A 13157-nucleotide genomic window follows, 5' to 3' on the forward strand; every position below is an offset into this window, starting at 1 on the left:
AGCCAAAATGTGGAGATTCTCCTACGCGGGCGACGGTGCCATCGGGCCGCCTGCCGCGGGTGGTTTTCTTAGCCACATCGCGAGGATGATCCACGACCAGCCGCGGAAGATTAGTTGCACGCCAACTGCGAAGCCGATGAACCATACGCCCGATGCCGGCCAATGCACCCACAGCAAAATTCCCAAGAGCGCGGAGATGCCGCCGTCGAGTATCGCCCATCCGCGATGCGGCGCCGATGACGAGATTGCATAGAACAGGCGCATTGAGCCGCCGACCAGCAGGAAGATCGCCAGCACGAGCGTCAACGTCAGCGCGCCCATCCCTGGATCGACCAGCAACAGCCCGCCGACGACGAGGTCCAGCACAAAGCTGATCAAATGCCAGACGCTGCGCACTTCGCGCCCGCGGAACCAGTTCACAGCATGGAAAATTCCCGTGAAGATCAGGATCCATCCGAGCAGTGTCACCGACACCAGCGTTGCGACCACCGTATCCGTGAGTGCAATAAAACCAAGCACGATGAGCCCGATGCCCATCGCTAAAACCCATCCCCATTGTGAGCGCGCGCGTTCGAAGATCCCGGGCGTTGCCGATGCAGCCATGTTCGTCCTCCTGCCGACGAATCCTAACGCTTTGTAGGCTATTGGCTAGACCCCTGCCGCGCCAACTATCGGCATTGGGGATGCTTTGGTAAAATCAGAAATGACATGGCGCTTCTCAAAATCAGAAAATTTCCCGACGACGTTTTGAAACAGCCGGCCAAGCCGGTCGCGAATATCAACGGCAAGCTGGCGGGTCTTATCGATAGCATGACGCAGACGATGTACGCCGCGCCGGGCGTGGGTCTCGCCGCGCCGCAGGTGGGCGAATCGCAGCGCGTCGTCGTGATCGATACCGATCACGAAAATCCCGGCAAGCATCTGCTCAAGCTCATCAACCCGGAAATCGTCGAAGCCGAGGGTAAGATCATCTGGGAAGAAGGATGTCTGTCGGTCATCGATTACAATGCCGATGTCGAGCGCGCGCAGCGCGTGCTGGTGCGCGCGTGGACGCCCGAACAGAAGCAGATCGAAATCGAAGCCGACGAGCTGCTCGCCGTGGCGCTGCAGCATGAGATCGATCACCTCGACGGCAAGCTCTTCATCGATCGCATCAGCCGCATCAAGCGCGAGCTGTACAAACGCAAACTCAACAAGATGATCAAGGAGGGCAAGGCCGATCTCGAACGCCCCTCCAAGGTCCGTATCTGATATTCGATTGCCGCTGCGCATCGTTTTCATGGGCACGCCCGCGCTCGCGGCCCATATCCTGGAACGCCTCGCGGCGGCCGACGCGTCGAAGTATCGCGTCGTCGGCGTAATCACGCGGCCCGACCAGCCGCGCGGCCGCAAGCTCGTCATGGAGCCGAGTGAAGTGGGATCGGCGGCCGCAAGCCTCGGAATCCCGGTACTCAAGCCGACCAAAATTCGCACGAAGGAATTCCTGGCGGAGCTGAAATCATTCGAGCCGGATCTGATTGTCGTCGCGGCCTACGGTCGGATTCTGCCGCAGTCGATTCTTGACGCGCCGCGGATCATGCCGATGAACGTGCACGCGTCGCTCCTGCCTCGGCATCGCGGCGCCTCACCGATCGAAGGCGCGATCCTCGCGGGCGCCAAGTTGACGGGTGTTACGATCATGCGCGTCGTCGAGAAGATGGATGCGGGTCCGACGATCCTGAAGCGCACGATTCCGATCGCATCTGACGATACGCAAGGCACGCTCAAGGAGAAACTCGCCGAGCTCGGCGCCGTGGCTCTGCTCGACGCGCTCGAGCAGCTCGTCAACGGAACGCTGGTCGAGACGCCGCAGGACGAGTCGCTCGCGACGTTCACCGGCATCATCGAAAAGAAGGACGCAGTGGTCGACTGGAGCCGCACCGCGCCAGAAATCGAACGCGCAATTCGCGCTTACGATCCGTGGCCGGTGGCGCGCACGAAGTTCAATAGCGAGAAATTGATGATCTGGCGCGCTCGCGTCGTTGACGAATCCGCAAGCGACGCACCGGGAACGATCGTAAGCATTAAACCTGACGTCGTCGTGCAATGCGGTCGCGGCCAGCTCGCACTCGTCGAAGTTCAGGCTCCCGGGCGCAAGCGAATTCCCGCGCTCGATTGGGCGCGCGGCAAGCGGCTCGAAGCCGGCACGCGTTTCCAGTGAGCGACCGGCAGATCATAGTCCGCCGGCGCACGCCGCGCACTGAAGGCGAGGGCCTCGATTCGCGCGCCACCGCGCTCGATATTCTGCGCCGTGTCGAGGAGCACGGTGCATTCGCCGATCTGCTGCTCGGCGAACGGCTGCCCGCATTCGCACCCAACGATCGCCGGCTGATCACGCGCCTCGTGCTTGGCACGATCGCATGGCGTGGTCGACTCGACTATGAGCTCGCGCAGTTCACCGGCCGCCCGCTCGATGGGATCCAGCCGGCGGCGCTCGCGATCATGAGACTCGGACTTTTTCAGCTCCGTTTCCTCGATCGAGTGCCGCAACATGCGATTGTCGATACTGCCGTGTCGCTGGCGAAGCGCACCGGCGACGCGCGCCTCGCCGCAGGATTCATCAACGCCGTAATGCGCCGCGCCACGCGCGAAACGGTGCCGCTGCCGCCGCGCGAAAAAAACGAAGTGCATCATCTGACCGTGAAGCTCTCGCATCCACGCTGGATGGTCGAGCGCTTCATCGCATGGTTCGGCGTCGAAGCGGCGGAGCGGTTGATGGCGGCGAACAACGAGGCTGCGCCCAACGCAATCAGGCTGAATCTCGCGCGCAGCACTCGCGAGGACATCATCGCGAGGCTTCGCGCCGAAGAGTTTGAGATCGGCGACGGCGGCCGCGCTCCCGAGACCGCAATTCTCGAGAGTGCGGCGCGCTTCGATTCCGCTGCCTATCGCGACGGCATCTTTCATCCGCAGTCGGAGGCGTCGCAGCTCGTGGTGCGGATGCTCGCACCATCGCGCGGCGCGATCGTCGCGGATTGCGCGGCCGCGCCCGGCGGCAAATCGACTCACCTCACGGAACTCGTCGGCAGTAATGGACGCGTAATCGCGCTCGATTTGAATCTGCGCGGATTGCAGAACGCGCGCGGCCTGGCACAACGCCTCGGTCATCGGAATCTCGATTTTGTTCGCGCCGATATGTCGAAGGCGGCGCCACTGCGTGCGGCAAGCCTCACTCACGTCCTGCTCGACGCGCCGTGCACGGGATTTGGCACACTGCGCGAGCATCCGGAGATTCGATGGCGTCTGAGTCCCGACGATCCAGCGCGGATGGCGGCGCTTCAATTGCGGATGCTGTCGAATGCGGCGGGATTGGTTCGTCCGAGCGGCGTAATTGTGTACTCAGTGTGTAGCCTCGCGCCGGAAGAAGGCGAAGGCGTCGTAAACGCGTTTCTAAGTCGCCACCCGGAGTTCGAGATCGATCGCAAGCCGCCGAACATCGGCGAGACCAAAGATTTGCTCGACGAATCAGGCACGATGAAAACCCGTCCCGACTTGGGCGGCCTGGATGGCTTCTATGCGGCGCGACTCGTGCGGCGCGCGGCTTAGTGACTGTCCTGCTGCACTGGCTGGACAGGCTCGCCGTCGCGGGCGGCCTGCCCGACGTTGAGCGCAACGGTATCGTTGCCGCTGAGTCCGTTTGTGATCTCGACTTGCTCGCCGTTGTCGTAGCCGAGCGCGACCTCCACCAGATGCAGATGGTTCTGCGCCACGACCGGCACGTAGACTTTGCCGTCGCGAAAGACCAGCGCGTCATCGGGAACCATCGGCGTGCCTCCCGTGACGTTCACCGTAAAGCCGGCGGTCGCGTACATTCCGGGCAGCAAAGACACATCCTGGTTGGGTAAATCGACCTCGACCAGCATCGTGCGCGTGTTGGGCGAGAGCGCCTCGGGATGCCGCGTCACGGTGCCGGTGTACTTGCGGCCCGGATACTCAGTGACCGTGATCGCCGCCTGGTCGCCGTTCTGGATGAATGGCGCGACGTTCTGCGGCACATAAGCAAAGATCCGAAGCGGCTTCAGCGTCGCGACCGATACCACTGCGGCCCCAGTCGCGGCGGCGCCCGACGTCGACTGCGGAATCAAGTGACCGGGATCGATTTCGCGCTCGGTCACGATTCCATCGAACGGCGCCTTGATGACCTTGTAGTCCTGCTCCGAGACGAGTTGCTGGTAAGCAGCCTTGTCGGCGAGCATCGTCTGATGCGTCTCGTCGGCCGACTGCTGCGATACGACGCCCTGCTGCACGAGGAGCTGATTGCGGCGGTCGGTGACCTGCGCAAGCTTCAAAGTAGCCAGCGCGTTAGCAACCTGTTGATCGAGCTCGGGCGAGTCGATGAGCGCGATCACCTCGCCCTCGCGAATGCGATCGCCTTTATCGACGAAGATCTTCTTGAGGTAACCGGGAATTTTCGCGTAGATCTGCGTCTCGTTGAAGCCGCGGATTGTCGCGGGTAGCGAAATCTGACGGCGATCGACGCTATGACCGATTGCGGCGACGAGCACGTGCGGACCGCGGTCAGCCTCCTGCTGGAGCTCGGAAGTCTGCCGCCCAATCCAGAGATCGCGCGCGAGCACGAGGCCCGCCGTCGCCACCACCACCATCGCCACCGCCACGATCCACCCGGCCACGAAAAACTTGCCGGGCTTCGTGAGCTTCACATTGCGCGGATCTTCTTCTTCCATCGATGCCATAAACTATGCGCCCGGCAGCCCGATCGCCTCGATCTCGGCGTCGCGCTCGTGCTTGCCCATCAGGCTGCGGCTGAAGATTGAGTAGACTGCCGGCACCACGAACAGCGTCATCGCAGTCGCCGCGATAAGGCCGCCGATAACGGCGCGGCCGAGCGGTGCGTTTTGCTCGCTGCCCTCGCCGAGCGACAACGCCATCGGCAACATGCCGAGGATCATCGCCATCGCGGTCATGATGATCGGGCGGAAGCGAATGCGCCCTGCTTCGATCGCCGCCGCAACCGGGTTATAGCCCTCTTCGCGCAGTTCATTGGCGAACGTGATCAGCAGGTTGCCATTTGCGACGCCGACGCCGACCGCCATGATCGAGCCCATCAGCGACTCGACGTTGATCGTTGTGCCGGTAACCGCGAGCATCCACAGAACGCCCGCGAGCGCGCCCGGCACTGCCATCATGATGATGAACGGCTCGAGCCACGACTGAAAATTCGCGACCATCAACAGATAGACGAGTACAACGGCCAAGACGATTCCCTCGCCGAGGGTGCGGAACGAATCATTCATCGCCTGACTCTGGCCACGAATTACAACGTGCGTGCCGGGCGGCAATTTCCCCAACCTTGCGATCTCGCGCTGAACGTCCTTGGTCACGCTGCCGAGGTCGCGACCGGTTACGGCGCAATCGACGTCGATCACGCGCTGCACGGTGTAGTGCGCGATCATCGCGGGGTCGATATCGCGGTGAATCGCCGCGATATTGCCGAGCAACTGCGCCTGACTCGGCGTGCCGTCGATTTGCGGAGTGCTGAGCGGAATGTTCGAGAGCGCGCCGATCGAATCAATAAGATGCTGCGGTGCCTGCGCGACGACCTGGTAGTTAACGCCGCTTATCGGATCGAGCCAGAAGTTCGGCTGGAGCAGCGCCGCGCCGGAGAGAGAAGCGAGCAGACTCGACGCGACCTGCTGCTGCGTAATTCCCATCTCGAGCGCCTTCGAACGATCGACCTCGACCTTGTACGCGGGATAATCGAGCGGCTCCTGGATGCGCAGGTCGCTGACGCCGGGAATCACCTTCATCTGGCGCGCCAGCTGAGCCGCAAGTTTGTAATCCTTGTTGAGATCGTTGCCGTTGATCTGCGCGTCGATGGCGGCGGGCAAGCCGAAGTTCAGCACCTGGCTGACGATATCGGCGGCCTGGAAATAGGTGGTCACGTTGGGAAATTGCTGGGCGAGCGCGTGCCGGATGCGATCCTCGTACATGGCGGTCGGCTCGTGCTTGGGTTTGAGCTGAATCAGGATGTCGGCATCCATCGGGCCGATACTGTCGGTCTGATAAAACGCCAGGTCGTATGAGATGGGCAAGCCGATATTGTCGCTGATGCTCTCGAGCTCGCCGGGGGGAATAACCTTGCGAATCGCGCGATCGATGTCATCGACTATGAGCTCGCTGTGCTCGATACGCGTGCCGGTCGGCGCCCGCACATGGAGCCGCATCATGCCGGCGTCAACCCGCGGGAAAAAATCCTGCCCAACTACGAACGCAAGCGTGATCGAGACCAGGATCAGCAGTGCCACGCATAAGAGCGAGAGAGTGCGGCGCGCGATGAAGGCGGCGAGCCAATTGCGATAGCCGTCGCGGACGCGGTTGAAGCCATTGTCGAACGTGTGCGCAAAGCGGCCCCATCGGCCGCTACCGGCGTGTTCCTCGTGATTCTCCGGCAATAAATACCGCGCCATCGTCGGAACCAGCGTCCGCGAAAGCAGGTACGACGTGAGCATCGCGAACACGACTGCGAGCGCGAGCGGAGTGAACAGAAAGCGCGCAACTCCGGTCAGCAACACGACCGGGAAGAACACGATACAGATCGAGAGCGTGCCGACGAAGGTCGGCGTCGCGATCTGGCTCGCGCCGTCGAGGATCGCGACCAGCAGCGGCTTATGCATCGCCTGGTTGCGATGGATATTCTCGATTTCGACGGTGGCATCGTCGACCAACATTCCGACCGCGAGCGCGATTCCGCCGAGCGTCATCGTGTTGATCGTCTGCCCGGTCAGCTTGAGCGCGACTATCGCAGTCAGAATCGACAGCGGAATCGAGGTGATGACAATGATCATGCTGCGCGGCGAGCCGAGGAAGACCAGCACCATGATCGCAACCAGAAGCGCGGCGGTGACCGCCTCCTGCACGACCTCCCAGAGCGCGGCGCGCACGAACTTCGACTGATCGAACGAGAGCGAGACGTTGAGCCCCTTGGGCGCCGTCGCCCTGATCTCCGGGATCTTGTTGCGCACCGCATCGACGACTTTGATCGTCGACGCATCGGCGTGCTTGATCACCATCAGGTAGGTGGCCTGGTTGCCGTCGACGCGCACCACGTTGGTCTGCGGCGGATGCGAATCCGTCACCGGCGCGACGTCGCCAAGGAAAACCGGCACGCCGTTTTGGACCTTGATGGGCAGTGCGTTGAAGTCCTTGACCTTGGGCACGCTCATGTTGATGTCAACGTCGTACTCGTAGTTGCCCATCTTGGCGGTGCCTGACGGGATGACTACGTTGGTGTTGGCAAGAGCGTTGCCGATATCGTAAGCGGACAGACCGTTGGCGTAGAGCGCCGTCGGATGGAGATTGACCATCACCTCCCGGCTCACGCCACCGAGCGGCGCGGGCGACGAGAATCCCGGAATCGTAAAGAGCTGGATACGAATGAAGTTGAGGCCGTAGTCGAACAGCCGGTTGGTCGTGAGCGTCGTGCTGTAAACGTTGAGCTGCGCGACGGGAACGTTGGCGGCGTTATACGAGATGATCTGCGGCGGCTGAATACCGCGCGGCAGGTTACTCAGGATCGTTTCGGAGACCGCGTTGATCTGCGCGATCGCGGCGCCGATATCCGATCCAGGCTGAAAGTAAACCTTTAAGATTCCGAGCCCGTTGATCGATTCAGACTCGATATGCTCGATGCCGTTGACGGTCGTCGAATATGCGCGCTCGCTGATGAACACCATCCGGCGCTCGACGTCGAAGGCCGACAAGCCGGGATAGTTCCAAACCACGAGCACTACCGGCAGGTCGATCGACGGGAAGATGTCAACGTTCATCAGAGAGAACGACAACACCCCGAGGACGAGCATCAGGAGCGCCATGACAGCCACCGACAGTGGCCGGCGCAGCGCTAATCGGACTATCCACATAACAGCGTGGCGATGTTAGGCGTCGCTTTTAGCGGCTCAAGTTACGCAGGTTCAATACACAACCGTGACTGGAGCACAGATTATGGCGTCGAGACCGTCGAGGCAAGATTCTTCGCCTCTGGCGCCATCGGCGATCCTCAATCGGAGCGGCGTGGCGGCATCGATTTCGAATCCCTATATTGTTGCTCTCGAAGGGAGTCAGAAGAGGATGAGTGAAGCCAGAAATTTCAGTCAGGAACTGATGATCGGCGCCAAGTTCACGGGATGCGGCCTCGCACAGGCTGAGTTCGATGACGTCAATCTGTCGCAGTCGCGGTTCAAGGGCGTGAACATGCAGGAAGCGTCGTTCACCGACATCAACTTCAAAGGCTCGAAGCTTCGCAACGTCAGCTTAGCCGACGTCAGCATCGAAGACGCCAACATTACCGGCCTCACGATCTTCGGCTGGAACATCGCCGACCTGATAAGAGATGCGCGCGAGCGGAATGCCTCGATCTAAGCAGTCTCATTGCCCGCCATGTTGCTCCGCGGGCCGGAACATGTAACAAAGGATGGTTCAGGCGGGGTCGTAGTTCAGCCCGGTTAGAACGCCGGCCTGTCACGTCGGAAGTCGTGGGTTCAAATCCCATCGGCCCCGCCAAAATTTTACTTTGGGTGCACCAACTTGAAGCTGACTGAACAGACCAGGAGCGCATCGCGCGAGAGCGCGCTCCGCGACCGCAAATGGGTCGTGATCGACGCGACGGAAAAGTCGCTTGGCCGCGTGGCGTCGCGCGCCGCAAGTATCCTGCGTGGTAAGCATCGTCCGGACTACACACCGCACGAGGACACCGGCGACTTTGTCGTCGTGATCAATGCGGCCCAGGTCAAGCTCACTGGCGCCAAGACTATCGACAAAGTTTATCATCGCCACACCACGTTCCCGGGCGGTATCCGCTCGACGACCGCGGGCAAGCTGCTCGAATCGAAGCCGGAGCGCCTCATCGAGAACGCGGTGCGCGGGATGCTGCCGAAGAATCGGCTCGGCCGCGCGCTCTTCACCAAGCTCAAGATTTATCGCGGCGCGGAGCATCCTCACGCGGCGCAAAAGCCTGAGCAGGCAACAGTCTGATCAACGAGACGGGACGTTAGATGCCAGAAAAAAAGAACATCATCTGGGCCACTGGCCGCCGCAAGACTGCGGTAGCGCGAGTCCGCCTGCTGCCCGGCTCGGGCACGATCGTTATCAACGAGCGCACGCTCAACGACTACTTTCCGCGCGACACCTCGCGTATGCGAATTCTGGAGCCTTTCGAGGTCACGGAAACGACGGGCCAGTATGACGTCTTCGCGAGCGTCGAGGGCGGCGGCACCGCGGCACAGGCCGACGCGGTGCGTCTTGGCATCTCACGTGCTCTGGTCGATGCGACCGAAGACGCGTTGCGCCCGCCCCTGCGCAAAAACGGGATGCTGACGCGCGACCCGCGCGAGGTCGAGCGCAAAAAATACGGCCATCACAAAGCCCGCAAGCGGCCGCAATACTCCAAGCGCTAACGCGCTGTCCGTTTCGAGATCATCAAGAGGCGCGGGAGAAATCCCGCGCCTCTTTTTCTTTGCAACGCCGACGTCAAATTAAGGCAAGAAAAAACACTCACCACGAAGAGCACAAAGACACAAAGAAAAATCGGAAGGGCGCAGCCCGCATCCTCATCCTGCTGCCTTTGCCTTAGTGCCTTCGTGCCTTAGTCGTAATATTTTCCTGCGCCGCTCTACTTTCGCGAAACGAGATTTGCCTCACCGTGATCCAGCGAGGGCCGCGATTAGCGCATCAACCGAGGCTGCGCTAAGCTCGACGGGTTCGCTATGGCGGGAAAAACGACCAGGCGTGTGACTGCGGTTCGTGTTCGCGGGCATAAGCGCACGATCGCGCTTGGCCTGCTCGTGGTCGTGCTCGTCTTCGTTGCGCACGGACGCTTTCCGCGTGCCTTCGAGTTCCTCGAGCTGAAGGCCTTCGACGTCCGGATGTACTCCGGCAAGATCGCGCCGCCGAGCGGCGAAGTCGCGATTGCGGCCATCGACGACAAATCGATCGCCGAATTAGGCCAATGGATCTGGCCGCGCAGCGTCATGGGCCAGCTCATCAGCGCGCTTAACGACTACAAAGCGCTGATCGTCGCCTCGGACGTGCTCTTCTCCGAGCGCGACGAAAACGACATCACACGGTCCGCTATCGCCGATCATCTCAAGGCCGACGGACTCAAGCTCGACGCAATCAAGGCTGCCGTCGGGACGAGCGGCGACGAAGCTCTTGCCGCTTCGATCAAAGCGCAGGGCAATACGATTCTGAGCTACTACTTCGAAAACATTTATTCCGAGAACGGCGCCGCCGCCGACCAGACACACGTCAAAGGTTCACTCGAACAAATTCGCATGCCGGGTCCGCTCTTTTACAATATTGTCAACGAGCAACCGCACGCGCTGACTCCATTCTCGGCGCGCGAGTATCTGCCGCCGATTCCGCAGCTCAACGAGGCGGCAAAATCGATCGCGTTCGTAAATGTCGATCACGATCTCGACGGCGCGATCCGCTCCGAGTACACGGCGATCAAATTCGGCGGACTTTATTGCGCGCCGCTTTTTCTTGCGGTTGCCAAAGCCGCCGCCGGCGATGCGCCGCTGCAACTTAACGTTGGCGAGTTCGGCGTTGAGAAAGTTCGTATCGCGGACGTCGAGATTCCAGTCGATCTGGCCGGGCACATGCTGCTCAAGTTCCGCGGTCCGCGCGGCACGTTCCCCTACTATTCGATCTCCGACATCATCCACCACAAGATTGCGCCCGAGCTGCTCGCGAACAAGATCGTGATCATCGGCCTGACCGCGACTGGCCTCGGCGATCGCGGCGTAACCCCGGTCGACGACGAGATGCCTCGCGTCGAGATTCACGCAACCGCGATCGACGACGTGCTGAAGGGCGATTTCATCTTCGAGCCGCACGAGCCGACGATCGAATATGCTGGCGCTGCGATCCTCGGGATGGCGATCGCGATCGCCGCCGGAACCGTTTCAGCCGTCGCGTCATTGATCGCCGCGGTGCTGCTCGGTATTGGCTACTTCGCCTTCGCCCAGCATCGATTGAATGCGACCGGCGAAGTGATCGGCGTCGTGTTTCCGCTCGCGACTCTCACGCTGACGTATCTGGCGCTCGTCAGTTATCGCTACGTGACAGAGGGTCGCGAGAAAGCTTATTTGCGACACGCGTTCGAACATTACCTGCATCCCGATATCATCGCGTCTCTCGTCGAGCAGCCCGGCGGTCTCAAGCTCGGTGGCGAGCGAAAAATTCTCACGATTCTTTTCGCCGATATCGTCAACTACACCGGCCTTTCCGAGAAAACCGATCCGGCCGCGCTGGTCGCGCTGCTCAACGATTACATGACGAAGATGACCGATCGCATTCTGGAGAGCGGCGGCGTCGTCGACAAAATTCGTGGCGACGGCATCATGGCCTTCTGGGGCGCGCCGATCGCGGTGCCGAATCACGCCGGCGCGGCGATCGATTCGGCGCTCGCGATGCTCACCGAGCTCAACGCGCTCAGAAAAAACGATCCGCGCTTCAAGGACATCGACATCGGGATCGGGATCGCGACCGGCGAAGCGATCGTCGGCAACTTCGGCGGCGCAAATCGTTTCGATTATTCGGTGATCGGCGACACGGTGAATCTCGCTTCGCGCCTCGAAGGTCTGACGCGGCATTTCAAAGTGCATCTGCTGGTAAGCAAGCTGACGCTCACCGATTCGCGCGGTGGTTATGTTGCGCGCGAGCTCGGTCTGGTCAAGGTCAAGGGCAAGGAGCAGGCGGTTCCCGTCGTCGAAGTCGCGGGCCACGAGGGCGACGGCGTCGAGCCCGGCTTCTACAATCGGTTCGCATCTGTGATCAATCTGATCCATGACGGCGCCGCGACGAAGGCGCGCGACGAACTCTTCGCATTGCACAATGAACGACCCAACGACGAAGTCGTGCGGCTGTACCTTGAGAAGCTGGGCGCCGATGCGGAAACTGCGCCGAGCGAGATGGTGTTCGAGTTCGATACGAAGTGACGGGCGAAACGTGGCGTCACCGATGATTTCGTGATACTTGGATTTTGTCGCGGTTAAATCCTCACATCAAACCCTAACTGCAGGAAGTGGCGGGAAAATCTCGATGGCGTCGCATGACAAGATCAGAGTGGCCGTAGTCGGGGCGTCCGGTTACTCGGGTATCGAAGCAGTCCGGATTCTCGCGGGCCATCCGTTTGTCGAAATCAGCGTGCTCAGCTCGCGCAACTACGCGGGCCGCGAAGTCGCTGACCTTTACCATCACATGGCGGGTATCGACCTGCCGCCTTTCGAGGAGCTCCGCCCCGACCTGCTGCGCGGCCGCTGCGACGTTGTCCTGTCGTGCCTGCCGGAGAAGACTGCGACCGCGATGCTCGCCGAGCTCGTGCTCGAGGGCGTCAAGGTCATCGACTTCTCCGCGGATTTTCGCCTCAACGATCCAGCGCAGTACCGTGCGACATATGGCGTCGACCATCCGGCGCCCGCTCTGCTGCGAGAGTCGGTTTACGGTCTCACTGAATTTCATCGCAGCCAGATTCGCGAGGCGCGCCTGGTCGCAAATCCCGGATGCTTTCCGACCGCGGCGCTGCTGGCGCTGCTGCCCCTGATCAAGCGCGATCTGATTGAACCATCATCGATCATTATCGATTCGAAATCCGGCACCACTGGCGCGCGTCGCGCGGCTGCCGTCGAACAGCTTTTCGCCGAGGTCAACGAGAACTTTCGCGCCTACAAGGTGGGCAACCATCGGCATACGCCCGAGATGGAACAGGAGATCAGCGCGGCGCTCGGACGCGATGTCGCGATCATGTTTGTGCCGCATCTGTTGCCGGTGACGCGCGGAATCTTGTCGTCGATCTTCATGCGCCCGCGCGCCGGCACGACTGAGGCTGATGTCGCCGCTGCGTTCGAAGCGAGTTTCGCGAAATCGCGTTTCGTGCGGATCCTGAAGCCCGGCGAATTGCCCGAGATCAAAAACGTGCGTGCGACGAATTTCTGCGAGATGTCCTACACACTCGATCGCAGAACAGACACGCTCCTCGTGATCACGGCGATCGACAATCTCGGCAAGGGTGCAGCCGGTCAGGCGATTCAGAACATGAACCTGATGCTCGGCTTCGACGAAGCCGCCGGCCTGCTCAACGTCGCCCCGGTGCCGTAGGA

General features: G+C 61.1%; 11 protein-coding genes and 1 tRNA gene. 9 read left to right on the plus strand and 3 right to left on the minus strand.

The window, feature by feature from the left end; all coding sequences use genetic code 11:
* Nucleotides 1–21 precede the first annotated feature (21 nt).
* On the minus strand, nt 22–603 hold the full coding sequence (locus VMA09_05180; GenBank protein HUA32976.1) for a DUF308 domain-containing protein: 582 nt from the start codon (nt 601–603) through the stop codon (nt 22–24).
* Nucleotides 604–708: 105 nt separating this feature from the next.
* On the opposite strand from VMA09_05180, the gene def reads away from it, so the two are divergent.
* Genes def through rsmB form a run of 3 tightly spaced genes read left to right on the plus strand, consistent with a single transcriptional unit; the run spans nt 709 to nt 3585 of the window.
* Nucleotides 709–1251, plus strand: coding sequence for a peptide deformylase (gene def, locus VMA09_05185; protein HUA32977.1), 543 nt, complete (start codon nt 709–711; stop codon nt 1249–1251).
* Between the two features lie 7 nt (nt 1252–1258).
* Complete coding sequence (gene fmt / locus VMA09_05190) at nt 1259–2200, plus strand: methionyl-tRNA formyltransferase (protein ID HUA32978.1); 942 nt, start codon at nt 1259–1261, stop codon at nt 2198–2200.
* The gene (gene rsmB / locus VMA09_05195; GenBank protein HUA32979.1) at nt 2197–3585 is read left to right on the plus strand and encodes a 16S rRNA (cytosine(967)-C(5))-methyltransferase RsmB; all 1389 of its coding nucleotides are present in this window, start codon (nt 2197–2199) and stop codon (nt 3583–3585) included. The genes fmt and rsmB overlap by 4 nt, the downstream gene beginning before the upstream one ends.
* Here rsmB and VMA09_05200 read toward each other — a convergent pair.
* A complete protein-coding gene (locus VMA09_05200) occupies nt 3582–4733 on the minus strand; it encodes an efflux RND transporter periplasmic adaptor subunit (GenBank protein ID HUA32980.1) in 1152 nt (383 codons plus the stop codon). The genes rsmB and VMA09_05200 overlap by 4 nt on opposite strands.
* A 3-nt stretch (nt 4734–4736) precedes the next feature.
* Nucleotides 4737–7919 carry an efflux RND transporter permease subunit gene (locus VMA09_05205; protein ID HUA32981.1) on the minus strand — a complete coding sequence of 1061 codons (3183 nt, stop codon included), beginning with the start codon at nt 7917–7919 and terminating at the stop codon, nt 4737–4739.
* A gap of 208 nt (nt 7920–8127) precedes the next feature.
* Here VMA09_05205 and VMA09_05210 point away from each other — a divergent pair, with 208 nt between their 5' ends.
* From VMA09_05210 to argC, 6 genes are all read left to right on the plus strand, one after another.
* On the plus strand, nt 8128–8418 hold the full coding sequence (locus VMA09_05210) for a pentapeptide repeat-containing protein (protein HUA32982.1): 291 nt from the start codon (nt 8128–8130) through the stop codon (nt 8416–8418).
* Between the two features lie 63 nt (nt 8419–8481).
* Nucleotides 8482–8559 (plus strand) — tRNA-Asp (locus tag VMA09_05215).
* A gap of 30 nt (nt 8560–8589) precedes the next feature.
* Nucleotides 8590–9030, plus strand: coding sequence for a 50S ribosomal protein L13 (gene rplM / locus VMA09_05220; GenBank protein HUA32983.1), 441 nt, complete (start codon nt 8590–8592; stop codon nt 9028–9030).
* A 20-nt stretch (nt 9031–9050) separates the two neighbouring features.
* Nucleotides 9051–9452 carry a 30S ribosomal protein S9 gene (gene rpsI / locus VMA09_05225; protein ID HUA32984.1) on the plus strand — a complete coding sequence of 134 codons (402 nt, stop codon included), beginning with the start codon at nt 9051–9053 and terminating at the stop codon, nt 9450–9452.
* Nucleotides 9453–9761: 309 nt separating this feature from the next.
* The gene (locus VMA09_05230; GenBank protein ID HUA32985.1) at nt 9762–11996 is read left to right on the plus strand and encodes an adenylate/guanylate cyclase domain-containing protein; all 2235 of its coding nucleotides are present in this window, start codon (nt 9762–9764) and stop codon (nt 11994–11996) included.
* A gap of 103 nt (nt 11997–12099) precedes the next feature.
* Nucleotides 12100–13155: an N-acetyl-gamma-glutamyl-phosphate reductase gene (argC, locus tag VMA09_05235; GenBank protein ID HUA32986.1), complete on the plus strand. Its 1056-nt coding sequence runs from the start codon at nt 12100–12102 to the stop codon at nt 13153–13155.
* The last annotated feature ends 2 nt before the right edge of the window (nt 13156–13157 follow it).

The sequence above is a fragment of the Candidatus Binataceae bacterium genome (genome assembly GCA_035508495.1).
Classification (GTDB): Bacteria; Desulfobacterota; Binatia; order Binatales; family Binataceae; genus JASHPB01.